The sequence below is a fragment of the Paenibacillus sanfengchensis genome, assembly GCF_036864765.1.
GTDB lineage: Bacteria > Bacillota > Bacilli > Paenibacillales > Paenibacillaceae > Fontibacillus > Fontibacillus sanfengchensis.
The window spans coordinates 635,436-658,167 of record NZ_JBAGJC010000002.1 but is presented as its reverse complement, the minus strand read 5'-3'; the positions used below and the strand labels follow the sequence as shown (position 1 = coordinate 658,167).

The following is a 22,732-nucleotide window of genomic DNA, read 5'->3' as shown; positions in this document are numbered from 1 at the left end:
TTTCTTACTGAACTAAACTCTCCAAATCCGGCTGCAATTTGTTTCGCAGAACATATAGCATGATGACACCAACCAGGAACGCGACGGCATCCGCAATGACGAGTGACCAGACTACCCCGTGGAAGCCGTTCATCTGATTGGCGATAAACAATACAGGAATCAGAGTAACTCCTTGAATAACCGACATCGTAAACGCGGCGGTTCCCTGCGCTGTGGCTTGGAAAATCCCCGTGAACAACGTGGTCATTCCTGTAATGAACAAGGATAAGAACGTCACATGCAGAATGTAGCTGCCCATTTCGATTAATTGCGGGTCATGCGTAAATAAACCAATCAAGTGATCGGAAATCAGATAGACGATGACGCCGAACACAACTGCTAATGCTACAATCACTTTGATCGTAAATCCAATGGTATGCTTCATGCGTAATTTATTTGCTGTAAATGAGAAGGCGATGAGCGGCACGACTCCCTCGCATAACCCCATCAGAATAAACTCGGGAAATTGCAACAAACGTGATGAAATTCCGTAAGCCGCTACGGCCGGATCCCCATATTCAATAAGAAAATGGTTAAAGATGAGCGACATCGCCCCCAAAAAGATACTCATAATAAAGACGGGAACTCCGATTTTGAATACATTGCCCAGAATGTCCTTGGTGGCCTTGAACCATTTCACGGAGACGGTTAAGAATTGGCTCTTAGTTCCCATATGGAAGGCGTAGAAGGCACTCGCAACCAAGTTGGAAATGACCGTAGCGGACGCAACTCCGATCACGCCCCAATGGAAGACAAAGATGACTATCGCATCGAGAATAATATTGACGACAACACTGAGCATCATACCGATCATCGACGTGATGGCCGCACCCTCCGAGCGCACGATATTCTCCAGCGTGAAGAATAATACGACGAATGGCGAACCCATAAGCATAATCGTGACATATTCCTTCGTAAATCCGAAGGAGTCAGGTGTGGCCCCCAGGCCATGAACGATAGGATCGATCAATGGGAGGCCGACGGCAATGACGATCAGACCGAGACCTAAGCTGCTGTAAAAAGCGAATGAAGACACGTGCTTTACATCATCATATTTTTTCTCTCCCAGCAAACGGGAAATGAATGTACCGCCGCCGATACCAACCAAGTTGCCTAGCGCCATAATGATCGCGAATAACGGCAGGGTTAGCGCGAGTGCGGTTAGCATGGCGGTATTGTGAAGTGTACCAAGGAAATAGGCGTTCAAAATGGAATAAATGACACTCATTGACGTGCCTAGCATCATCGGTACAGCGAAGTGAGCTACAGCTTTTGCGACGGGGGCCTTTTCAAAGTAATGGAGGTTTTCTGCATCCATGTGGATCACCACTTTCGTAATATAATTTTAATTGCTAATCTAACAGTGTTAGGTTGAGCCTTACAGTGTTAGATGATATCATAAACTTTATAAACCTGTAAAGCATAAACTTACACTGTTAGGTAAAAGGGCGGGTATCGATGAAAAAACAACAGCCTCAGATTTCGGAGGATAAGATTTTGGAAGCTTCGTGGGAGCTTCTTGGAGAGGATGGCATCGAGAAGTTCAGCATGAGACGATTGGCCGGACGCCTGGGGATTCAGGCTCCTTCTTTGTACTGGCACTTCAAGAGCAAGCAGCAACTCTACCAACGTCTGGCCAACCAGGTATCGAAAAAGATTCTGGAGGAGTACCGTGCCGAGGGGGACTGGAAGGAGCAACTGAAGGGGCTTGCGGTAACGGTTCGAAGCGTGCTCGGCCGGTATCCTTGCTCCACGCAGCTCATGATGTCGACGCTGCCCCATGAAGCGGATATCATTAGGCTCAACAATCGTATGCTGCGCTGCGTGGAATCGACGCCGCTCGAGCAAGAGCAGAAAGTGCAAGTGGTTCTCACGCTTATGAATTATGTCTACAACTTCGTTCTGGACGATTATGAGCACCAGCGCAATGTCTCCGCGATTCTTCAGGAGCATGGAGCGGAGGCGCTTCCGGGCGAGCAAATGACTCGCCTGCTGGATTCCATGAGCGAGACGGATGCGGGGCTGTTCCGGAGAATGTTCACGAGCGGACTGTTCGAGCTGATGGGAACCGACAAGGCGTTTGAGTTCGGCTTGAGGGTGATTCTGCTCGGGATTGAGCAGGTGATGAAGGAGTAGGCGAAGTAAAATTGAATTTATTTGGAGGGGTGCCGGTATGGGCATGAGAGTAAAATTGGAGGGAATTACTGTTTTGGCGCTTGATGTTCCTAGATTGACTGGCTTTTATCGTGATGTTCTGGGATTTAAGGTGCTTATAGAAGAAGAACATTACACTGAATTTGAGAATGATGGCGTTCGACTAGCCATTTTCGCGGGACCATTAATGGCAGATAACACAAACGGTCACCATTCTTTTATAGAAGAGCGTAGAGGGCAAGCTTTTGAGCTTAACTTTGAATGTGATTCCCCTGAGGATGTTTACGTTAGGTATGATGCTTATGTTGCAAAAGGGGCTATAGGGATAGCAGCGCCGAAGGTGATGTCCTGGGGGCATACCACGGGCTTCTTTGCAGATCCCGAAGGCAACATTCATTCCCTCTTTGCAGTCAACCCCGTTAGGGCGGAGGATGCCTGAGAAAAAACAACCCGGCCTTATCGACCGGGTTGTTCTTTCTTCCCTCTAATCCCTGCTGTACATCTGCTGGTTTTGCAGGCGGACCAGCACCTTGCCGAACCGTCCTCCCTTCCGGACTGTCACCTCGCCGGAAGGATAATTGCGCTCCAGATGCTCCAGGACGATGCTGCGCACCCGCGCTTGCTCATCTGCCGATCGACTGGACGTTTTCAGCATAGTCATGACCTCTTCCAACGCCACGGCATGGGATACCACGATTGTTTGCATTTCCCTCGTAACCAGAGACTGATAAGCATAACCCTTAAGCAGCAGCATATGGGACAAATAGGCCATATCCATAACTTCGTTCATGCGGGGTTGGCCGCTAACAAGTGGCCATACTTCATCCAACAGACTGTGCTCCGCGGAGCCTACCATGGTGCTCAAATAGCAAAATTCCCGGGCACAGCTCAGCACCTTCTCCACATCATCCCAGTTGCTCCATACGGGGCACATGGAGACGAAGACGAGATCAAACGCCTTTTCCCATCCGTTACCCTGAACATCAATGTCCTCAAACGGTTTGGTTACTATCTTAATGTTCCCGGTTGCGGACCCGGCTATATTTTCTTTCATCAGTTCAACCAGCGGTAAGTTTGGCTCAACGGCTGTAACTTCAGCTCCCCTCTGGGCAAAGGGCACCGCAAAACCTCCGGAGGCCGCACCGATATCCAATACCGACTTCCCCGCAAAAGTGACCCCCTGGTCCTCCAGCCATCCGATAATCCGTTTGGCTCTGCGTCGGCCACCTTCGCTGAAGACCTCCTTATTGAAAGCCTGGGCTTTATGGTCAAAAGAGTGGGTGGGATCAATCCCCGCATTTTTCATTCTCATCACTGCCGTTTGTAAATCTTCCTTCCAAGCCCGTTCCCATACCGCCGCATCAAATAATTCATTCTTCATGGTACCCAGCTCCTTTTCTTATCTTAAAATTCGTTGCAATGTAAATAGGCTCAAGCATTTTTATCATGGACTTAATGTATCCACAATAACTTTAAATATATCGGATGTCAAGATATACGCGTGGTGAATTTACGGTTCGATAAGAAAAGACTTTCCCGCAGATCCGGGCGGAAGAAGCGGGTTCGCCAGCAATTATAGTATAATTGCTTATAGGAATAACTGAAGAAAGGGGTGTGGATGGTGGCAAGAACGAAGGCCTTTGATACGAATGAGATCCTTCATAAAGCCATGAATGTTTTTGGGAATCGCGGCTATGAAGGCACCTCGCTGCCGGATTTAATCCATGGACTGGGCATTGCCCGCCAAAGTATATATGATACGTACGGAACGAAGTGGGAATTGTTTTTCGCAGCAGTCCGACATTATATGGATCAGAAGAATCAGGAGTTGAAGCAGCATTGCGAGGGACCGGGAACGGTCGTTGAAAAGGTGGAGCTTGCATTCACGACCATCATAAAAGTCCTCATGGACCCCGAATTGCGCCTGCAATGCTTCATTATTAGCAGCGCGATCGAGCAGGCGCCTCATCATAAGGAGCTGGCTGCTTATTTGCACGAGAGTGTCGAGCTGTCGGAACAGATCTTTTACACTATGCTGGAACGCGCGGTTGAAGAGGGGGAAATAGGCCCGGAGGTGAACATCCGAGACCTGGCCCGGTTCCTAGTGCATGAGCGGATTGCCCTGATCACGTCAGCCAAGCTGGGAATGGATGAGCCGAGGCTGGTTGCCATTTTACAAATGGTACTAACGGTCTTTCGAACAATACAAGGTAGCTAAGCGGCAGATCTCATAGAAATGTGAACCGAAAAGGCTCTCCTATGGTCATCTTAAATGGTGATGACAGGAGAGCCTTTTATCTTAAGGTACCATTTGGTTAATTAGATGAAACGACGTCTTATTCGCCGAAATGAATTGCTCCAGGGAACGCGGCTCTCGCCCGGTTACACGAAGTACCGTGTCCGTTACCTGATCCTCCATTCCTTCGAGGCGAATACGGACATCCATTCCGGCCAGGTACTCGGCATAGCTCTCCGGCAAGCCGGCGGCCTTATGCCTCTCTGTGAGTTGCTCCGGTGTGACGTGAATATGCTTGGCGTCCAGGCCGGTAACGCTGCGGATCACTCCGGCCACATCATCATAAGTGAGGGATTCTGGGCCCGTAATGATGAGCTCCCGATTATGGGGCTCCTTGTCGGTCAGGGCATGAAAGCCAACAGCTGCAATATCATCTGCGTCGACGAAGCCGATCTTGCCGTCTCCGGCTGCCGTATAGATGTGCCCGCTGTGGCGCAAGGAGTGCCCGTGCCCGTGGCTGGGTTCCGTGAAGTTCTGCATGAAGTAGGAGGGGCGCAATACGGCCCATTCGGGGGCATGGTCATGCAGATAACGGTGAACGCCACCGAAGATGGGGCCATCCTCCGGAATTGAGGCACTGGATAACAGGACGAAACGCTTAACCGAAGCGTCAAGTGCTCTGCGGATAAAAGGAATCATGACTTCTTCAGGATGCAGGCTCGCAGGTGCAACCAGATATACGGCATGGACGTCTTGCAGGAGGTCATCATGGTTAGAGTCATCGAACCAGTCGAATGGGGCGTGTTCACCGACTTGTTCATCCCCGGGCTTGAGTACACTGCGTCCGGCTCTTCGAATCAGATAGCCCTGACCGTGCAGCAGCTGTGCGATGCGGGAGGAGGTCTTGCCCTGTCCTCCGGTTAGCAGAAAACGAGTGGATGATTCATTAGGCATACGATTATCCCCTTTAGTTCTCATTTATGTCGGGTTTCAATTGGCTGCTAGTGGATTCCAGTAGTCCTGGTAGCGGACAATCCTGCCATCTTGAACTTCAACTACGGATATATAGCTTTGTTCATAAGATCCGCCTGTAACCAGGTTCTTGCCGCTCGCTTCGAACTGAGCAAAGAACACCGGAGCGTCGGCCGCTACATGAATGACAGGTGTGGTGAATGAGGTGATTTCAAGCACTTTTTCCAGCTTCTCGAGATACTGCTGCAGCGCCGCCTTCCCATCCAGACGTTTAGGATTCGGTTCCTGGGCATAAGGAAATTCGAAGACGCTATCGTCAGCAAACAAATCGAGAAATGCATCATAATCCTTATGAATATAACGGTCTGTGAAAAGTTGAATGAGCTGCTCGGCTTGCTCGTAAGACAAGGTACTCATTTCAGTTGCCTCGCTTTCTTTAGAGAATGGGTGCATGATCCAAAGGGTGGAAGATCTAGGTTCACCATATCACTTTCCGGACTAAACAGTCAAATATATTCGGACCGATTGGTCAAAAAATCATGGAGGCACTAAAAGGAAGATCAGGCACGAAGTGTGCTTAAAAGCTGTCAGTTCCGAAAAGGGGAGGTGCGGAGGTACACGGGTAGCAGCAGTTTTGCCATTACCTGTTTTAATTTTCACCTCCTTGCAGACACTATTTCATGGTAAATACGTACCTGAAGGTGGGTTTAAAAAAATGAAAAGATTTTTTTTCACAAGTATCTTTTGTGTACTGCTTCTGATACTCACACAACCGATTGGAGCATTAGGAGGCGTTTCGAAATCAAGGCCTGCAGACCCCTCGTTGCTAAATTCACTTCGTCAAGGGGGTTATACCCTTTATGTAAGGCATGGGGATGCAACAGTAGGGGAGGACTTACCGAATATTGATTTCAATGATTGCTCCACCCAAAGAAATCTCTCCGAGGCTGGAAGAAGACAAGCTGCAAAATTTGGTGAGGCACTGCGTAGTTTGCAAATTCCGATCCAGAACCCCGTTCTGGCTAGTCCCTTTTGCCGGACAAAGGAAACCGCAACATTGGCTTTTAGTGAGGACGAGGTTCAAATTGACCCGTTCTGGGTTAGAGTGTATAAATTAAACGGTTCCTTGCCTCCCGCCGAGCAGCAATCGACTTTAAAAGACTTAACTTCTGAATTAGAAGCATTACCGTCTCCTAAGACCAACAAAGTGATAATTGCTCACAGTTTCCCTCAAGGTATTGGATTAGGGGAAATCCCGAGCTTAGGCACTGTTGTTATAAAACCAAGAGGGCAAGGCAATGGTTTTGAAGTTGTAGGCAGGTTTACTTTAGATGAGTTTTTAAATCTAATTTGAGATAAGTAGTGAGTCTTTTGACTATTTTCGTTTTTTCCCTACAGCGCTTAGGAAAAGGATAAATTCTTCATCACCGTCTAAACCTAATACATCATCGATTAGGTTTTGGTCATAAATGCCGATCGCACAAGCTCCTGCATCGATCGATTCGCTTGCCAGATAAAGGTTCTGAGAAACATGACCAATGTCAATCAGGATTTTTTTATGTGCAGAGATATCGTATTTCCATTCGGAACGGTATGGAGTTGTACTCCATGCGAACATTACGGCAGCCTTTTTCGAGAAATTCGGGACAAATGGCTGGTCTAATGTAATGGCATCAACTTTTTGATCAATTTCATCCAATTCAGACATAAATAAGAGCTTGTGTTCCACCGGTAAATATCTGTAAATTCCTTGGCGGATTCCCTCCACCCGCATAATGAAAAGGTAGGTCTCAAAGGTATGTGTTGCGCCACTGCATGGCACAGTTCGAAGGGTAAGCCCGGTCTTCGTTGTACTTGTTATTCCTTGAGTAGTCCATAATAGATAGGATAACTCCTCAAGATGTAAACTTTCCTCAGAATAAAATCGGGTGCTTCTTCTTTCCTTTATACATTCGTAGATGCTTTGTTTTATTACAACATCCCCGCTACATTCCGGGAGGTCAATAATGACGGATGAAGAGGAATAAGGTTTAACGGTCATTGGTTTTGGCAGACCCTTTATCTTATCTGTTTTCACATGTTTAAATTCAAGAAAGTTAGACTTCAAGAAACTTCTTTGCGGTTCATATCGCCCCATGCTAGAACCTCCCCTGTTATCTTTACTCTATAAAAAAAGTATACACGTCCAGGCATTTGCGGTTGTGATATGAATCACGTACTATAACAAGGAGATATTCTGTCTTGTTATTAAATACCGCTTAAAACCGTGCTTGAGCGTATTTGTGAAGGATTACAAAGCATTTTCTCGCAATTATGCGGTCTCCTTTAGTCTGATGGTTCCCATTCTCCTCGCATTTCTTTTTCGAATTGCAGGCCTGTCGCTGGAGCTGTCGGTTTTCTCCTTTCATCCTGCGCTGAAGATGTTTGAGAAAATCTGTTATAATATCGAAACTAAGATGTGTAGTGAATTTTCTCTAACGTAAGGATGATCCGCATATGAAAATATTATTAGTCGAAGATGATAAGACAATCGCGTCGGGACTGGAATATTCGCTGCAGCAAGAGGGTTATCGGGCCGTGCTGTGCCATGATGTCGCCTCAGCCAAAAAGGTGCTCACCGAAGATATCGATCAGTTTGCTTTATGCCTGTTTGATTTACAGCTTCCGGACGGAAGCGGTTATGAATTGTGCAAGATGGCGAAGGAACGGCGAGACATTCCGGTCATCTTCTTAACGGTGATCGACGATGAGGTCAATGTCGTGATGGGGCTCGACATGGGAGCCGACGATTACATTACCAAACCTTTTCGGGTTCATGAGCTGCTCTCCCGGATCAAGTCCGTCTTGCGGAGATACCAGAAGCCGTCCAACGCCAGAGCGCTAATCGACATCGGCAATGTTCGAATCCATACGCTGGAGGGCAAAGTGCATAAGAACGGCGCCGAAATTCCGCTGACCGCCTTGGAATATCGCTTATTGATGATCTTCGCCAACCACGTTGGACAGGTCCTCACCAGGAATCAGCTCTTGGAGCAGATCTGGGACGTGGCCGGCGAATTCGTGAACGACAATACGTTAACGGTGTATATCAAAAGGCTGCGGGAAAAGTTGGAGGATGATCCTGGGCATCCGGCTTTGATCAAAACGGTACGCGGTTTAGGCTATAAGGTCGGTGATTAGATGCTGCGCAATCGGGAAATTCAAATATTATGGCTCGCTATGAGCTTGATCGGCATAACCGCGACCGTGGTTGCGGCTTTCTTTTCGTCCGTCACGGCCGTATTTGTTTTGATTGTGTCCATGCTGCTTATGGGCACAAGTTTGCTATTCATGAGATGGAGATATCGCGAGCTGGCGAAGCTGTCCGTCTATTTGCGGGAAATCAGCAACGGCAATGATTCCCTTGACGTTCGCGATAACCAGGAAGGCGAGCTAAGTATTTTAAAGAATGATATTTACAAAGTGACGCTCATGCTATCGGAGCACCGGTCGCTATTGCAGCGGGACAAAATTCAACTCACGGATGCCATCTCCGATATTTCGCATCAGCTCAAAACGCCGCTCACCTCCATGACGGTGATGGCGGATTTGTTAAGCGCCCCTGACCTGCCTCCTACCAAAAGAACGGAGTTCACCCATCATATTCGCGTCCAGCTTGAACGCATCGATTGGCTTGTTTCTTCCTTACTTAAGCTATCGAAAATGGACGCGAAGACCATCCCATTCAAAAAAGATCGGATACTCATGAAAAAGCTGATCCAAAAGGCATTAGAGCCGGTTATGATTCCAATGGATATTAAGGGACAGACGGTTTCCATCGCGGGCGATGACGATGTCTCTTTTGTCGGAGATTTCAATTGGACGGCCGAAGCGGTCATCAATATTTTGAAGAACGGCGTGGAGCATACGCCTGAAGGCGGAGCCATCGCCATCGCATTTTCCGAAAATGCGTTATTTACGGAACTCGTCATTGCTGACAGCGGAAAAGGCATTCCGAAAGAAGATTTGCCTTATATTTTTAAACGTTTTTACAAAGGAAAGAACGCCAGTGAAGGGAGCATCGGTATAGGGCTTGCGATGGCTCACAGCATCATTTCCAGCCAGGACGGCGTGATCGATGTGACGAGCGACAGCGGGAAGGGTACGCAGTTTCGAATAAAATTTTATAAGCACGTGATTTAGCGTAAGTGACTGAATTGTCACCTTCAACGTCACTGGAAAGTCATTTTAGGCAGATAAAATGATATTCATCAGATGAACGATGGAGGTAAAACCATGCTTTCGAAGCAACAGCGCAAAGTTATTTTTGCAATCACGATATTCTATACCCTGTTGATTCTTTATTTTTTGTTTTTCGCTTTCGGCAGAGTAGGTAAGGCGGATCGAATCGCCGAGTACACCTTTATTTTTTTACCGGACAGTTTTTTTAGGGTGCCGAGCCTGTCCGATCTTCTGCATCCTACGTTGATGGATTTTGTGGGTTTCGGGAACATCGCAGCCTTTATTCCTTTTGGCATCTTGATTCCGTTATTATATCGGATCCGCTTTGTTCGCTTTATGACATGGTTTATTCTGTCCATTCTCCTGCTGGAGACTATTCAGGCATTCACTTTGCTCGGCAGCTTCGACATGAATGACGTCATACAGAACTCATCGGGCGCAGCTATCGGATTCGGGGCGTACAAACTTGGCTTTCGTACACAAAACAACTGGAGAAATATTGCCGCTACAGGTATTTCCGGTGTTGTCCTGATGCTTGGGGTGTGGGGGGTGTTCGGGATGCTTGACCAAGTATTCATCAAAGAAATGGGCCCCTTTGTGGCGATAGAATTGAAGGATAGTACCGGGAATCCACCAACGGGAACCAAACCGTCCAGTCTTAAGATTGGCGGTCAAGACGTGAAACCCCAATATAATGTGTATACCGCCGAAGGCAAAAACAAGGAAACGTACACATATACGTTAGGCAATAAAGAGGAGATGTATCTCTCCATGAATTATGGGATTCCCGATCAAAAGGATTCTCATGGCAGCATCAGGGTTATCGTCGATGGACATGAGTTCCTGTCCGTATCCGCAGAAGCCGGGCGCCATGAGCCGGATAGGGCCGGAATTTTCCTCCCCCAGGCCAATGAGCTTACGATAACCATGGAGGGGAATGTGACCCTGTGGGATGTGGGATTTAGAAAGATGGTATATTTCTGGAATTAAGCATTTAGGGAAGGCCCATGCTTCCGAAGTGAGTTTTGTACGAAGTCGATTCAAGAAGTAACGCTCACAAAACTTTTAGGAGGTATTACAATGGAAATTTTGAAAATCGAGCATCTGTCTAAAGAATACGGCACAGGCGAATCGGCGGTGAAGGCGCTTGACGATGTTTCCTTTTCGGTCCAAAAAGGCGAATTCGTCGCGATTATCGGCCCGTCCGGATCGGGGAAATCGACGCTCCTTCATATGCTGGGCGGCGTGGATCGGCCGACTGGCGGTAGAGTTTATGTTCAGAATACGGACATGTATGCCTTGAACGAAACGCAGCTGGCCATCTTCAGGCGCAGGCAAATCGGCCTGATCTACCAGTTTTTCAATCTGATTCCCGTCCTGACGGTGGAAGAGAATATTACGCTGCCGCTCTTGCTGGATAAACAAAAGGTAGATCAAAAGCAATTGGAAGGCCTTGTGAATACGTTGAGTTTGCAGCATCGGTTGAACCACCTGCCGAATCAGCTATCCGGTGGACAGCAGCAACGTGCCTCGATCGGCCGGGCGCTCATCGGCCATCCTGCGATCATGCTGGCCGACGAACCGACCGGGAATCTGGACAGCAAGAATAGCAGCGAGATCATCGACTTATTAAAAATGCTGAATAAGACCTATCAACAGACGCTGATCGTGATTACGCACGACGAACGGATCGCCTTGCAAGCCGACAGGATCATTTCGATTGAAGACGGGAGGATTGCCAAAGATGAGGTGATAAGGCGATGAATATTGTCAATACATTAACCCTCCGGCATCTGAAGCAGAACAGGAGACGAACGCTTGTAACCATCATCGGCGTCATTATTTCGGTTGCCATGGTGACCGCTGTCGCTACGCTTGTTGTTTCCTTTTCGGATTTAATGATTAGGCAGACCATTGCGGATACAGGGGAGTGGCATGTCCAATATCACGATGTGACCAAAGAACAACTTGCGGCTATAGAGGGCGATGACAGAGCCAGAAGCGTTGCGATCTCAAGAGACCTTGGCTATGCCTCATTAGAAGGGGGACAAAACCCCAATAAGCCGTACTTGTTCATCAAAGAATATGATGCGCAGGGTTTCGCGCAATTTCAGGTTGAACTAAGCAAGGGGCGTCTTCCGAATACGGACAAGGAAGTCGTGATCTCCGAGCCCGTTGCAACGAACGCCAAAGTGAAGTACGAAATCGGCGATCGTCTAACCCTTCGCATCGGCGAACGATTCGAACAAGGGGGCGATCATCCCCTGGATCAGACCGAACCGCTGCGTAGGGAAGACGGCACATTGACCGAAACGTTGCAGCATATCAAGACAAGGGATTACACGGTGGTAGGCTTCATCAAGCGTCCCGCCTGGGAAACGGCTTGGGCCCCGGGCTATACGATCATTAGCTATGTCAATGAAGATATTATCAGGGGAAACGATCGAGTCGATGCGTCGGTGGCCTTGCAGCGTGTCAATCCGTCCTTGTTCGCTCATGCGGAGGAATTGGCTAAGCAAAACCAAATTGAAACCGTCCAATATAATAACGAATTGCTTCATTATTATGGTTTGTCCAAAAGCGAAGCCTCGTACAGCATGATGTTCTCATTATCGGCGATCCTGATGGCGGTTATTATGATTGGCTCGGTTTCGCTCATCTATAACGCTTTTGCGATATCCGTATCGGAACGTTCCCGCCATTTAGGGATGCTCGCGAGCGTGGGGGCTACGAAAAGACAGAAGCGAAATTCAGTGCTTTTTGAAGGTATCGTCATTGGCTTAATCAGCATTCCCATTGGCATCCTATGCGGTCTTGCCGGGATCGGGATCACCTTTTGGTTCATGAACACGATGATTGAAGGGGCATTATGGACCAGTGAAAAGCTGAGGCTCATCGTCACGCCGTTATCGCTCTTGATGGCTTGTCTTGTTTCGATGCTGACGATTTTCGTTTCGACGTATCTCCCGGCGATCAAAGCCTCCAAGTTATCCGCTATGGACGCGATTCGCCAAACCACCGACGTAAAGCTTACGGCCAAAGCCGTAAAAACGTCGAAGTTCATTCGCAAGCTCTTCGGGATCGAAGCGGAAATCGGGCTGAAAAACTTAAAAAGAAACAAACGGAGATATCATGCTGTTCTTTTTTCGCTGGTCATCAGCATCGTTTTGTTTTTGACGGTATCGTTTTTTACGGCCGGCATGACACAATCCCTGGAACTGTCGCGGGAAGGCGTCAATTACGATATTGAAGTGTCGTACAGCAACGGAAAAAGAATAGATGACCGGTTGATGCGATCGATGGTATCCCTGGATGGCGTCACGGATTACAACGTGATTCACGAGTTATATGGGAACGCTTGGGTCGATGCAGCGATCATCGCCGATGAATTGCAAGAGAAGGTGAAGAAGGATAAGAGTATGCTGCAAGACGGGAAATACCCTTACGACATTAAAATTCATGCATTGAACGATTCGAGTCTGCAAGCCTATGCCAGAGCGGTTGGCGCAGATTACGAACAGCTTACCGATCCGGATCATCCCGCCGCGATTGTGATGGATACGATTCAATACAAAGATATGGACACGGGAAAGTATATTCAGACGAAGGCCATGGATACGAAGGTCGGTCAAAGGATCGAGCTAACGAATTTCTATAAAGAGAATGGGGAAGAAACGAAGCCAGACCCAGTGATCGTTGCCGCATTGACGGATCAGGCCCCTATGGGGATGAACCCGACTGGCGTAGGCGGGTTAAATATGATCGTGTCGGAACGCGTCATGAATCGACTGGCAGACGACGAGGGCCTGGTTAACATTTCGACGTATCTCCATTTGAAAAGCAAAGAACCGATGAGAACGCAGCAGGAAATTGAAGAGATGCATGAGACCCATCTGAATGTTTACAATGTATATCAATCCAGAAAGAGCGAAGAACAACAGATTCTATTGATGTCCGTCTTTTCTTACGGTTTTATCGTATTAATCTCTGCGATTGCCATTGCGAACATTTTTAATACGATCTCGACGGGGTTGTCTCTTCGCAAACGGGAATTTGCGATGCTGAAATCCGTAGGCATGACGCCAAAAGGCTTTGCGAGAATGATGAACTATGAAAGTATTTTTTACGGGGTCAAGTCGCTGTTGTTCGGGCTTCCCGCCAGTTTCGTCGTGATGGTTCTGATCTACAGGGCATTTGCGAACAAATTCAGCTACGGGTTCACCCTCCCTTGGATGAGCATTCTGTCTGTCATTGTCGCTGTATTTGTCATTGTCGGTTCCGCGATGGTTTATTCCGGCGCGAAAATAAAGAAGGAAAATATTATTGATGCATTAAAGCAAGAGAATATATGATACCCATCGGCCCCGACTTGGTTGAAGTCAGGGCCTGCTTAACAAGGATAAAAACGGCTTTGAACCATTTTACGGAGACGTTAAGAATTAATCAGGATGCCCGAGAAAAATCAACCCGGCCTTATCGACCGGGTTGTTCTTCCCTGCTGTGCATCTATAATGGTGATTTGTTATATAACATATATCACTGAAGAATAGGTAACCGGTTAAGTAAAATAAGAAACGTAACTAGTTACTTATTTGCAAGGAGGTTTAGCGCGATGAATCAAGAGGAGAAGCAAGCATTCATTTTTGCTACTTTGCTGACACTAGCGAATCGGATGCAAATCGTAGGGGATAAATTAGATAAAAACATCACCTTAAAGCAATGGCTCCTAATCGCCATCATTTTAAAGAATGGAAATCCATCTCCCACACTAGGTGAAGTTGCGGTTATCTTTGGTTGTTCCAGACAAAACATAAAGAAACTTGCCATGATTCTGGAGAAGCAGGGGTTTGTCACCCTTAAGAGAGATGAAAAGGATGCGAGAGTGGTGCGGGTTCAGTTGACCTCCCAGTGTCACGCTTATCTTAAGGGACGAGAAGATCTTGAAAATGAGTTTATGCAAGATTTATTTCATCATTTTGATGAGAAGATAACAAACGGTTTATTTTACGGCATTCAACAGTTGGCCGACAATCTGGGACGAATAGAAGAGAATTCCCGAGTAAGGGAGAGTTAAGGATCTGAGGTCAGGAAAGGAGTCGAAAACCCATGTTGACCGGATTGTTTTTACTAGCTTTCATAGTTGTTGCCGTCGTCGTTTATTTTGTTATTCCGTATTCGCCTCTAAAGGCAAAATTTAATCGAGATATCAAGGAGTGTATAGAGCGTTCCAGCCAAGTGACGGGGGTTCTAGCATATAAAGAAGTCGAAGATTTACCCACTCCTGTAAAGCGATATTTAGAGACCTGTGGTTATATAGGCAAACCGAAGAGTTCACACATGAAAATCAGTTTTAAAGATGTGGATTTTAGGCTATCGCGGGAAAAGCCAATGATCAAAATGGATTACTCGCAGGTTAATTTTGTGCAGGAACCCGATCGAGTCGCATTCATCGATACACGGATGTACGGCATTCCATTTCAAGGGTATGACTCTCTTCTGGATGGTGCAGGAGGCATGAAAGGTGTTCTGGCCAAAGGGATTACCTTGTTCAACGAAACGGGAGGGGAGATGGATCGGGCTTGCTTGGTGACCTTTTTATCCGAATCGTTATTGATTCCTGATGCTGCATTGCAAGACTACATGACCTGGAAAGAGGTGGATAAAACGCACGCTAAAGCAATCATAACCTATGAAGGCATAGAAGCTAGCGGTTTATTTACTTTCAGCGAAACCGGGGAATTACTCTCGTTTTCAACGGATGATCGGACCTATACTTCAATGAATGGCGAACGGCAGCAAGTGAAGTGGACGGCATTGTTTAGTGACTACCAAACTAAGGATGGCCGTAAGCAACCCTCTCGTTTACAGGCGATTTGGCATGTTCCAGAAGGCGACATGATTTACTTTGATGGTCGTGATTTTCGAATCGATAGATTAATGTGATATATGTAAAAAAAACGCCGGTGACCTTAAGCAGGTGATCCGGCGTTTCCATATTAGCGTTTCGGCATTTTGCTCTGATCCATGTACAGCAGGTTCCAGCGGTGGCCGTCCAGGTCGGCAAATCCTGCGCCGTACATCCAGCCGTCCATTTCACTCGGCTTGCCAAAGATGCTTCCTCCGGCAAACTCTACTTTTTGAATAAAGGCATCTACTTCTTCCCTGCTTTCAGCGCCAATGGAAAATATGACTTCCGCGCTTTGGGAAGTATCCGCGGTTTTTGAACCTGTAAATTTCTCAAAGGCCGCCTCCGGGAACAGAAGAATCGTTGTTTGGCCTATGGCAAGCTTGGCTCTCTCGTTACCCACGCTCTCCGCATGGAACCCAATCTCATTGAAAAAGGCAGTTGACTTCTCAACATCTTTGACCGGCAGGTTAATCCAAATCTCCTGTGACATGGCAGCAGCCTCCTGGAATATATTTTTAACTACCCCTACTATACTCTACTTCTGGCAGCAGAAGCGAATCTTACAAAGCCGCAACTGGGTTTGCCTCCACAGCATGTCATGCATTAGGGCCGCAACTAATGAAAGGGAGGATGCCGCTAGATCACGATTATAATCTTGCAAGGTTTTGGAAAACGGAAGGAGCGTGCTTTATAATTAAGCGTGAAGTCAGCAGTTAAAAGGAGGGGGCAAGATGGGGGCAAATCAAACTATTGTTCTGGCAATTGAAGAATCGATCAGGTTCTTGGATTCTTCCCCGAATTTGGAGGTCAGCGGCGAGTACAGCCGCCACAAATGGAACGGGGCATGGTGGCATATGGCGGCACTTTATGAAATGGGAGAAGTGAAAAAAATCCCCGAGTCTGCTATTGTCCGAGCTAAATATTTGCTAGAAACGCAAGTCTGGCAGACCTTCATCATATCTCCCAATGACCATCCAACGAGCGAAAGCGATAAAATGAAGATGGATTGCTGCCATTGTGAACTTGCCGTGTACTATATGATCCTCAAGGCTTATGGCTGTGATTTGGACAATGAACTCCCCTGGATTCGCGAATGGCTATTAAAATATCAGTTACCTGATGGCGGACTGAACTGTGATCCTGATGCTTACGTTCATTCCCATAAGAGCTCCATTATTTCTACCCTTCCTCCGCTCGAAGCTATCTTATGGCATACCAACCGCGATTTTACTGAACAGGAAACCGTATTTCTAGATGAAGGTGCACGCTACTTAATAGAACATCGTCTTGTATGTTCTAAACAAGACGGGAGCATTATCAATCAGGACTGGCTGAAACCCTGTTTCCCGAGATTCTTTGAATATGATATATTGCGAGGGATGTCTTTCTTGGCAGAATGGTCCCGACGCAGGAACAAAGCGCTACCGGCTGGGTTGCTTATTGAGGGATTGGAACGATTGAAACCCTTCATAGGAGTTGGCAGCGTGCGAATCGGCAGACAAGTTTATGATCCACAAGGTCCATGGGGCGGGGATACCTTTCCCTTGTTAGAAGCATTAGCACGAATTGGCGATGTTTCGCCTTATCTGTCCGGACAATTAGATCGAGTTATCGCGCGATACAAATACCTAAAAAAGGGCTGGATCGGGGAGTGACCGGATCCTGCCCTTTTGCGTGTTATAGGTTTCTTACTGAACTAAACTCTCCAAATCCGGCTGCAATTTGTTTCGCAGAACATATAGCATGATGACACCAACCAGGAACGCGACGGCATCCGCAATGACGAGTGACCAGACTACCCCGTGGAAGCCGTTCATCTGATTGGCGATAAACAATACAGGAATCAGAGTAACTCCTTGAATAACCGACATCGTAAACGCGGCGGTTCCCTGCGCTGTGGCTTGGAAAATCCCCGTGAACAACGTGGTCATTCCTGTAATGAACAAGGATAAGAACGTCACATGCAGAATGTAGCTGCCCATTTCGATTAATTGCGGGTCATGCGTAAATAAACCAATCAAGTGATCGGAAATCAGATAGACGATGACGCCGAACACAACTGCTAATGCTACAATCACTTTGATCGTAAATCCAATGGTATGCTTCATGCGTAATTTATTTGCTGTAAATGAGAAGGCGATGAGCGGCACGACTCCCTCGCATAACCCCATCAGAATAAACTCGGGAAATTGCAACAAACGTGATGAAATTCCGTAAGCCGCTACGGCCGGATCCCCATATTCAATAAGAAAATGGTTAAAGATGAGCGACATCGCCCCCAAAAAGATACTCATAATAAAGACGGGAACTCCGATTTTGAATACATTGCCCAGAATGTCCTTGGTGGCCTTGAACCATTTCACGGAGACGGTTAAGAATTGGCTCTTAGTTCCCATATGGAAGGCGTAGAAGGCACTCGCAACCAAGTTGGAAATGACCGTAGCGGACGCAACTCCGATCACGCCCCAATGGAAGACAAAGATGACTATCGCATCGAGAATAATATTGACGACAACACTGAGCATCATACCGATCATCGACGTGATGGCCGCACCCTCCGAGCGCACGATATTCTCCAGCGTGAAGAATAATACGACGAATGGCGAACCCATAAGCATAATCGTGACATATTCCTTCGTAAATCCGAAGGAGTCAGGTGTGGCCCCCAGGCCATGAACGATAGGATCGATCAATGGGAGGCCGACGGCAATGACGATCAGACCGAGACCTAAGCTGCTGTAAAAAGCGAATGAAGACACGTGCTTTACATCATCATATTTTTTCTCTCCCAGCAAACGGGAAATGAATGTACCGCCGCCGATACCAACCAAGTTGCCTAGCGCCATAATGATCGCGAATAACGGCAGGGTTAGCGCGAGTGCGGTTAGCATGGCGGTATTGTGAAGTGTACCAAGGAAATAGGCGTTCAAAATGGAATAAATGACACTCATTGACGTGCCTAGCATCATCGGTACAGCGAAGTGAGCTACAGCTTTTGCGACGGGGGCCTTTTCAAAGTAATGGAGGTTTTCTGCATCCATGTGGATCACCACTTTCGTAATATAATTTTAATTGCTAATCTAACAGTGTTAGGTTGAGCCTTACAGTGTTAGATGATATCATAAACTTTATAAACCTGTAAAGCATAAACTTACACTGTTAGGTAAAAGGGCGGGTATCGATGAAAAAACAACAGCCTCAGATTTCGGAGGATAAGATTTTGGAAGCTTCGTGGGAGCTTCTTGGAGAGGATGGCATCGAGAAGTTCAGCATGAGACGATTGGCCGGACGCCTGGGGATTCAGGCTCCTTCTTTGTACTGGCACTTCAAGAGCAAGCAGCAACTCTACCAACGTCTGGCCAACCAGGTATCGAAAAAGATTCTGGAGGAGTACCGTGCCGAGGGGGACTGGAAGGAGCAACTGAAGGGGCTTGCGGTAACGGTTCGAAGCGTGCTCGGCCGGTATCCTTGCTCCACGCAGCTCATGATGTCGACGCTGCCCCACGAAGCGGACATCATCCGGTTGAACAACCGTATGCTGCTCTGCGTGGAATCGACGCCGCTCGAGCAAGAGCAGAAAGTGCAGGTGGTTCTCACGCTTATGAATTATGTCTACAACTTCGTTCTGGACGATTATGAGCACCAGCGAAATGTCTCTGCAATTCTTAAAGAGCATGGAGCGGAGGCGCTTCCGGGTGAGCAAATGATTCGCCTTCTGGATTCCATGAGCGAGACGGATGCGGGGCTGTTCCGGAGAATGTTCACGAGCGGGCTGTACGAACTGATGGGAACCGACAAGGCGTTTGAGTTCGGCTTGAAGGTGATTCTGCTCGGGATTGAGCAGGTGATGAAGGAGCAGGAGAAGTAGAATCAATTCGATAGGTAAAGAAAAGGAATCACTGTTTTGGCGCTTGATGTTTTTTTATGGGCGTTCACCCAAGCGCCCTTTCCGCGAATGCATATGATGATCATGCCTACTCATTGAAAGGAGTGATCATATATGGGTTTTTTTCCAGCACCAGGACCTGGCGGAGGATTCCCGGGCGGACCGGGGATTCCAGGTGGATCTCCGGGGGGTGCACCGGGAGGGGTTCAAGCGCCGACAACTCCTCCACCGCAATTCGTACCGCAAATGCAGAGTACCACATTTGCCGTTGACCCCGGAGGGATCAGACGCTGCCTATACCGCAACACATACATTTGGCTAAACAACGGGGAGCAATTCTGGTTCTTCCCGGTATTCGTCGGGCGTAATTCTGTTGCAGGATTCAGATGGTTCGGTTTCTTCTGGGGGTACTTCGGTATCGATTTGAGGCGGATTAGCTCGTTCGCGTGCTTCTAAGGCTGTGCGATCTTCCATGGCCAGGAGTTATCAACCGTTTCGGATCGTGGGAGCTGATGGACGATTTACGTGATGTGAAGAGAAGAGTCAGGGCTCCCGTATGGGAGCCTTTAAATTTGCCGTTATATTTTTCAAAAAAGCACCCCAACATTATAATTGTTATATATATCGTATATCGGCACGGACCGGGAGGACGGCATGCAATTTCAACCAATCTATCATGATGGGGAATTATTTCTACCGAAGATGGAACTAGATATGACATCGAACCAATCAATCGGCATTATAACGGACTTGAAGCGAAAGCAGCTGTTGATGAAACAATTAGCGGATCGTTCCCAATATTACATATTTCGAACTGGGCAGAACGAGTATATGCGTTTAACGGTGGAAGAGCTGATCACTTTTCTAGTCAAGGTGACGGAGAGGAAGGACCGTGCTGCTCAGTTAATGGATTATTTTGCTTTAAAAGAAGAACGGAGGGTAAAAATCAAGAATTTAAGCTCGTCGAAAAGGATGTACGTGACCTTGCTGCGTGTCTTTTTTGCGCATCAGCCTACGCTTGTCCTGGAGGAGCCTTATTTTTACTTGGAGGAAGAGGATCGCCGTCATTTTAAACGGATTTTGGATGACCTTTCGAAAGAGAAGCGGATTCTAATTTTAACTTCGAATTTAGAGGATGCCCTGATTTCCTGTGATGCCATTTATCGATTGAACGAATCCGGATTTCATCCACTCGATATTCGGGACTCGGAAGAGGACAAGCAGGAAGTGCCGGAACAAGATCAGGCCAATATCACGCTGCAGAAGATTTCTACGAAAAAAAATGACAAGGTGATTTTATTTGATCCGCCTGAAGTCGATTACATAGAAAGTGTAGAGGGTTCGATCCTCGTTCATGTGGGTGGAGAAAATTATGTCTGTGCTTTGACGCTAACCGAGCTCGAGCAGAGATTGATGAATTTCGGCTTTTTTAGGTGCCATCGATCCTACATCGTGAATCTGCAAAAGATAAGGGAGATCATTACATGGACGAAGAACAGCTACAGCTTGCGATTAAATACGGGTAAAGATGCCATGGTTCCGTTATCCCGTTCAAAGTTGCAGGAATTAAAGGCGCTTCTTCATCTTTAATTTCCGGGGCAATATTGAACCCATTAGGCATTCCAGGGTACCGTTCAGGCGGCAATAGCTACATTTCGGCGGGTTTTGATGGCTGGAAGCATGCATTATTTATATGCTTAAGGCATCAACGCTAAGGAAGTGGTGTTCATGGATGTGATCCAAGTGGAACATATTCGAAAGAGATTTGGAAGCAAGGATGCGTTGTCGGACGTGTCCTTTTCCATTCCGAAAGGGGAAATTTTCGGGTTCCTGGGTCCGAGCGGTTCGGGAAAAACGACGCTAATCAAGATTCTAACGGCGCAGTTAAATCCGACAAGCGGACAGGCCGGCGTATTTAACGAGCCGGCGGAGAGGATGCGGCAGTCCGCACAGAAGATGCGATTTGGCATTTTGACGGATAACAGCGGTCTATATGAGAGATTAACGGTTGAGGAAAATCTGGAGCTGTATCGTAAATTATATGATCTTCCTAAAACTTCGATCGATAAGGTGCTGCAGTTTGTGAACTTAAGCGGAGAGCGGAAGAAGAAAGTCCATCGCTTATCGAAAGGGATGCGCCAGCGTGTCATGTTGGCCTGCGCGGTGATCCATGAGCCGGAATTATTATTCCTGGATGAGCCTACTTCGGCTTTGGATCCCGTAAACTCGGCACATATTTATAAAGGTTTACGCTATTTAAATGAGAAAGGGACAACGATTTTTTTAACTACGCATGATATGGCTGAGGCAGAATTGCTATGTAACCGTGTAGCGATTTTGTATCAAGGGCAAATTCAAGCCATCGGCTCACCCAAGGAACTTAAAAAACAGCATCGGGACAACGCAATTTGTGTTGAATTAACCACTGGGGAAGCCTACGAGCTTCCCATCGATGAGGGAACGGCCGAGCAAATCGCCGATTGGATGAAACGAGGGCTCATTGATCGATTGGCAACGAAAGAGCCAAGTCTGGGCGATGTCTTCATTAAAATGACAGGAAGTGAGTTGCTATGAGTACGGGTATCTCATTAAAACGGGTGCGCGCGATATTTGTGAAGGATTATAAAGAGTTTTCGCGCAATTATGCGGTCTCCATTATGTTGATTCTCCCTATTATTCTCGCACTTCTTATTCGAGGTGTAGATTCGTCTTTGCCCTTAGCCTCCGTGGCCGGAACTTTCGCTACCGTGCTTAATCTTTCGTTTGTGTTGCTGACATGTTTCGCACAAGCCTGCTTGATTGCGGAAGAAAAGGAGCGTAACACGTTAAGATCATTAATGATGACTCCGGCCACGACCCTGGACGTTTTAGTCGGTAAAAGCAGCCTGGTCTTTGTCATGTCTGCTGTCGTTCTGGCCGTTTCTACGTATATATTCGGATATAAGCCGGCCAATGTATGGGCTTTTGCGGCGGCCGTTATTCTTTCGATCATTCTATACATCGCGGCCGGAACGATCTGCGGCTTATTCTCCAGGACGCTGCTGGATGCATCGTTATCCATAATTCCCGTGGCATTCGTATTTACCGGGGCGCCTTGGGGAGTGTTTCTGGCGGATGATTATCCGATCTTCGGAGTGCTGGATTACGTACCGAGCAGTCAGCTTGTGCATTTGCTACATATAAGCAATGCCGGTTTTACGGCGGGAGATGTGTTGAAACCCCTTCTTATTATTTTGGTATGGACGGTTGTATTAACGATGGTGTCCGTTGTTTTGTATCAACGGCGGTTAAAGGATGAGTAGGAAGGAGGGATCCC

24 protein-coding genes are annotated in these 22,732 nt (G+C 47.2%); 16 read left to right on the top strand and 8 right to left on the bottom strand.

What is annotated here, in order from left to right; genetic code table 11:
* Positions 1–4 precede the first annotated feature (4 nt).
* The gene (locus tag V4U84_RS06290; RefSeq protein WP_334076920.1) at positions 5–1,357 is read right to left on the bottom strand and encodes an MATE family efflux transporter; all 1,353 of its coding nucleotides are present in this window, start codon (positions 1,355–1,357) and stop codon (positions 5–7) included.
* Positions 1,358–1,497: 140 nt separating this feature from the next.
* Here V4U84_RS06290 and V4U84_RS06285 point away from each other — a divergent pair, with 140 nt between their 5' ends.
* Both V4U84_RS06285 and V4U84_RS06280 read left to right on the top strand, forming a co-directional pair.
* Positions 1,498–2,175 (top strand): TetR/AcrR family transcriptional regulator, encoded by a 678-nt coding sequence (locus tag V4U84_RS06285; protein WP_334076933.1) that lies wholly within the window; start codon positions 1,498–1,500, stop codon positions 2,173–2,175.
* Positions 2,176–2,212: 37 nt separating this feature from the next.
* Complete coding sequence (locus tag V4U84_RS06280; protein WP_334076932.1) at positions 2,213–2,632, top strand: VOC family protein; 420 nt, start codon at positions 2,213–2,215, stop codon at positions 2,630–2,632.
* A 45-nt stretch (positions 2,633–2,677) separates the two neighbouring features.
* Here V4U84_RS06280 and V4U84_RS06275 read toward each other — a convergent pair whose 3' ends face one another.
* The gene (locus tag V4U84_RS06275; protein WP_334076931.1) at positions 2,678–3,574 is read right to left on the bottom strand and encodes a class I SAM-dependent methyltransferase; all 897 of its coding nucleotides are present in this window, start codon (positions 3,572–3,574) and stop codon (positions 2,678–2,680) included.
* A gap of 240 nt (positions 3,575–3,814) precedes the next feature.
* On the opposite strand from V4U84_RS06275, the gene V4U84_RS06270 reads away from it, so the two are divergent.
* The gene (locus tag V4U84_RS06270) at positions 3,815–4,411 is read left to right on the top strand and encodes a TetR/AcrR family transcriptional regulator (RefSeq protein ID WP_334076930.1); all 597 of its coding nucleotides are present in this window, start codon (positions 3,815–3,817) and stop codon (positions 4,409–4,411) included.
* Positions 4,412–4,492: 81 nt separating this feature from the next.
* Here the strand turns inward: V4U84_RS06270 and V4U84_RS06265 are convergent, their stop codons facing one another.
* Positions 4,493–5,383 (bottom strand): NmrA family NAD(P)-binding protein, encoded by an 891-nt coding sequence (locus V4U84_RS06265; RefSeq protein WP_334076929.1) that lies wholly within the window; start codon positions 5,381–5,383, stop codon positions 4,493–4,495.
* 36 nt (positions 5,384–5,419) lie between these two features.
* On the bottom strand, positions 5,420–5,818 hold the full coding sequence (locus tag V4U84_RS06260; protein WP_334076928.1) for a nuclear transport factor 2 family protein: 399 nt from the start codon (positions 5,816–5,818) through the stop codon (positions 5,420–5,422).
* A 298-nt stretch (positions 5,819–6,116) separates the two neighbouring features.
* On the opposite strand from V4U84_RS06260, the gene V4U84_RS06255 reads away from it, so the two are divergent.
* Entirely contained in the window at positions 6,117–6,755 is a 639-nt protein-coding gene (locus V4U84_RS06255) for a histidine phosphatase family protein (RefSeq protein WP_334076927.1), read from the top strand.
* A 21-nt stretch (positions 6,756–6,776) separates the two neighbouring features.
* Here the strand turns inward: V4U84_RS06255 and V4U84_RS06250 are convergent, their stop codons facing one another.
* The gene (locus V4U84_RS06250) at positions 6,777–7,538 is read right to left on the bottom strand and encodes a SagB/ThcOx family dehydrogenase (RefSeq protein ID WP_334076926.1); all 762 of its coding nucleotides are present in this window, start codon (positions 7,536–7,538) and stop codon (positions 6,777–6,779) included.
* A 359-nt stretch (positions 7,539–7,897) separates the two neighbouring features.
* Here V4U84_RS06250 and V4U84_RS06245 point away from each other — a divergent pair, with 359 nt between their 5' ends.
* The 7 genes from V4U84_RS06245 to V4U84_RS06215 all read left to right on the top strand — a co-directional run bounded on the left by V4U84_RS06245 (position 7,898) and on the right by V4U84_RS06215 (position 15,565).
* Positions 7,898–8,581, top strand: a complete 684-nt coding sequence (locus tag V4U84_RS06245; RefSeq protein ID WP_334076925.1) for a response regulator transcription factor — start codon at positions 7,898–7,900, stop codon at positions 8,579–8,581.
* Positions 8,582–9,583 (top strand): sensor histidine kinase, encoded by a 1,002-nt coding sequence (locus V4U84_RS06240; RefSeq protein WP_334076924.1) that lies wholly within the window; start codon positions 8,582–8,584, stop codon positions 9,581–9,583.
* Between the two features lie 93 nt (positions 9,584–9,676).
* On the top strand, positions 9,677–10,612 hold the full coding sequence (locus V4U84_RS06235) for a VanZ family protein (RefSeq protein ID WP_334076923.1): 936 nt from the start codon (positions 9,677–9,679) through the stop codon (positions 10,610–10,612).
* A gap of 90 nt (positions 10,613–10,702) precedes the next feature.
* Entirely contained in the window at positions 10,703–11,386 is a 684-nt protein-coding gene (locus tag V4U84_RS06230) for an ABC transporter ATP-binding protein (protein ID WP_334072596.1), read from the top strand.
* Positions 11,383–13,974 (top strand): ABC transporter permease, encoded by a 2,592-nt coding sequence (locus V4U84_RS06225; protein WP_334076922.1) that lies wholly within the window; start codon positions 11,383–11,385, stop codon positions 13,972–13,974. The genes V4U84_RS06230 and V4U84_RS06225 overlap by 4 nt, the downstream gene beginning before the upstream one ends.
* Before the next feature lie 260 nt (positions 13,975–14,234).
* Positions 14,235–14,696: a MarR family winged helix-turn-helix transcriptional regulator gene (locus tag V4U84_RS06220; protein WP_334072594.1), complete on the top strand. Its 462-nt coding sequence runs from the start codon at positions 14,235–14,237 to the stop codon at positions 14,694–14,696.
* 32 nt (positions 14,697–14,728) lie between these two features.
* Entirely contained in the window at positions 14,729–15,565 is an 837-nt protein-coding gene (locus V4U84_RS06215; RefSeq protein ID WP_334076921.1) for a DUF6544 family protein, read from the top strand.
* Positions 15,566–15,618: 53 nt separating this feature from the next.
* Here the strand turns inward: V4U84_RS06215 and V4U84_RS06210 are convergent, their stop codons facing one another.
* Entirely contained in the window at positions 15,619–16,020 is a 402-nt protein-coding gene (locus tag V4U84_RS06210; protein WP_334072592.1) for a VOC family protein, read from the bottom strand.
* 241 nt (positions 16,021–16,261) lie between these two features.
* Here V4U84_RS06210 and V4U84_RS06205 point away from each other — a divergent pair, with 241 nt between their 5' ends.
* A complete protein-coding gene (locus tag V4U84_RS06205) occupies positions 16,262–17,185 on the top strand; it encodes a hypothetical protein (RefSeq protein ID WP_334072591.1) in 924 nt (307 codons plus the stop codon).
* 33 nt (positions 17,186–17,218) lie between these two features.
* Here the strand turns inward: V4U84_RS06205 and V4U84_RS06200 are convergent, their stop codons facing one another.
* A complete protein-coding gene (locus V4U84_RS06200; RefSeq protein ID WP_334076920.1) occupies positions 17,219–18,571 on the bottom strand; it encodes an MATE family efflux transporter in 1,353 nt (450 codons plus the stop codon).
* Between the two features lie 140 nt (positions 18,572–18,711).
* On the opposite strand from V4U84_RS06200, the gene V4U84_RS06195 reads away from it, so the two are divergent.
* On the top strand, positions 18,712–19,398 hold the full coding sequence (locus V4U84_RS06195; protein ID WP_334076919.1) for a TetR/AcrR family transcriptional regulator: 687 nt from the start codon (positions 18,712–18,714) through the stop codon (positions 19,396–19,398).
* A gap of 106 nt (positions 19,399–19,504) precedes the next feature.
* Here V4U84_RS06195 and V4U84_RS06190 read toward each other — a convergent pair whose 3' ends face one another.
* On the bottom strand, positions 19,505–19,678 hold the full coding sequence (locus V4U84_RS06190) for a hypothetical protein (protein WP_334072588.1): 174 nt from the start codon (positions 19,676–19,678) through the stop codon (positions 19,505–19,507).
* A 392-nt stretch (positions 19,679–20,070) separates the two neighbouring features.
* Between V4U84_RS06190 and V4U84_RS06185 the strand changes: the two genes are divergently transcribed.
* The 3 genes from V4U84_RS06185 (at position 20,071) to V4U84_RS06175 (ending at position 22,718) form a co-directional block, all read left to right on the top strand.
* Positions 20,071–21,006, top strand: a complete 936-nt coding sequence (locus tag V4U84_RS06185) for a LytTR family transcriptional regulator DNA-binding domain-containing protein (protein ID WP_334076918.1) — start codon at positions 20,071–20,073, stop codon at positions 21,004–21,006.
* 138 nt (positions 21,007–21,144) lie between these two features.
* The gene (locus V4U84_RS06180; RefSeq protein WP_334072586.1) at positions 21,145–21,990 is read left to right on the top strand and encodes an ABC transporter ATP-binding protein; all 846 of its coding nucleotides are present in this window, start codon (positions 21,145–21,147) and stop codon (positions 21,988–21,990) included.
* Positions 21,987–22,718: an ABC transporter permease gene (locus V4U84_RS06175; RefSeq protein WP_334072585.1), complete on the top strand. Its 732-nt coding sequence runs from the start codon at positions 21,987–21,989 to the stop codon at positions 22,716–22,718. The genes V4U84_RS06180 and V4U84_RS06175 overlap by 4 nt, the downstream gene beginning before the upstream one ends.
* Positions 22,719–22,732 lie beyond the last annotated feature (14 nt).

Excerpts from the sequence above, each read along its gene's own strand:
- V4U84_RS06195 (WP_334076919.1), top strand. The coding sequence starts at position 18,712 with ATGAAAAAACAACAGCCTCAGATTTCGGAGGATAAGATTTTGGAAGCT.
- V4U84_RS06260 (WP_334076928.1), bottom strand. The coding sequence starts at position 5,818 with ATGAGTACCTTGTCTTACGAGCAAGCCGAGCAGCTCATTCAACTTTTC.
- V4U84_RS06285 (WP_334076933.1), top strand. The coding sequence starts at position 1,498 with ATGAAAAAACAACAGCCTCAGATTTCGGAGGATAAGATTTTGGAAGCT.
- V4U84_RS06265 (WP_334076929.1), bottom strand. The coding sequence starts at position 5,383 with ATGCCTAATGAATCATCCACTCGTTTTCTGCTAACCGGAGGACAGGGC.
- V4U84_RS06245 (WP_334076925.1), top strand. The coding sequence starts at position 7,898 with ATGAAAATATTATTAGTCGAAGATGATAAGACAATCGCGTCGGGACTG.
- V4U84_RS06280 (WP_334076932.1), top strand. The coding sequence starts at position 2,213 with ATGGGCATGAGAGTAAAATTGGAGGGAATTACTGTTTTGGCGCTTGAT.
- V4U84_RS06255 (WP_334076927.1), top strand. The coding sequence starts at position 6,117 with ATGAAAAGATTTTTTTTCACAAGTATCTTTTGTGTACTGCTTCTGATA.
- V4U84_RS06205 (WP_334072591.1), top strand. The coding sequence starts at position 16,262 with ATGGGGGCAAATCAAACTATTGTTCTGGCAATTGAAGAATCGATCAGG.
- V4U84_RS06290 (WP_334076920.1), bottom strand. The coding sequence starts at position 1,357 with ATGGATGCAGAAAACCTCCATTACTTTGAAAAGGCCCCCGTCGCAAAA.
- V4U84_RS06180 (WP_334072586.1), top strand. The coding sequence starts at position 21,145 with ATGGATGTGATCCAAGTGGAACATATTCGAAAGAGATTTGGAAGCAAG.
- V4U84_RS06235 (WP_334076923.1), top strand. The coding sequence starts at position 9,677 with ATGCTTTCGAAGCAACAGCGCAAAGTTATTTTTGCAATCACGATATTC.
- V4U84_RS06250 (WP_334076926.1), bottom strand. The coding sequence starts at position 7,538 with ATGGGGCGATATGAACCGCAAAGAAGTTTCTTGAAGTCTAACTTTCTT.
- V4U84_RS06225 (WP_334076922.1), top strand. The coding sequence starts at position 11,383 with ATGAATATTGTCAATACATTAACCCTCCGGCATCTGAAGCAGAACAGG.
- V4U84_RS06230 (WP_334072596.1), top strand. The coding sequence starts at position 10,703 with ATGGAAATTTTGAAAATCGAGCATCTGTCTAAAGAATACGGCACAGGC.
- V4U84_RS06190 (WP_334072588.1), bottom strand. The coding sequence starts at position 19,678 with ATGTGGTACTCTGCATTTGCGGTACGAATTGCGGTGGAGGAGTTGTCG.
- V4U84_RS06200 (WP_334076920.1), bottom strand. The coding sequence starts at position 18,571 with ATGGATGCAGAAAACCTCCATTACTTTGAAAAGGCCCCCGTCGCAAAA.
- V4U84_RS06185 (WP_334076918.1), top strand. The coding sequence starts at position 20,071 with ATGCAATTTCAACCAATCTATCATGATGGGGAATTATTTCTACCGAAG.
- V4U84_RS06220 (WP_334072594.1), top strand. The coding sequence starts at position 14,235 with ATGAATCAAGAGGAGAAGCAAGCATTCATTTTTGCTACTTTGCTGACA.
- V4U84_RS06215 (WP_334076921.1), top strand. The coding sequence starts at position 14,729 with ATGTTGACCGGATTGTTTTTACTAGCTTTCATAGTTGTTGCCGTCGTC.
- V4U84_RS06210 (WP_334072592.1), bottom strand. The coding sequence starts at position 16,020 with ATGTCACAGGAGATTTGGATTAACCTGCCGGTCAAAGATGTTGAGAAG.
- V4U84_RS06275 (WP_334076931.1), bottom strand. The coding sequence starts at position 3,574 with ATGAAGAATGAATTATTTGATGCGGCGGTATGGGAACGGGCTTGGAAG.
- V4U84_RS06175 (WP_334072585.1), top strand. The coding sequence starts at position 21,987 with ATGAGTACGGGTATCTCATTAAAACGGGTGCGCGCGATATTTGTGAAG.
- V4U84_RS06240 (WP_334076924.1), top strand. The coding sequence starts at position 8,582 with ATGCTGCGCAATCGGGAAATTCAAATATTATGGCTCGCTATGAGCTTG.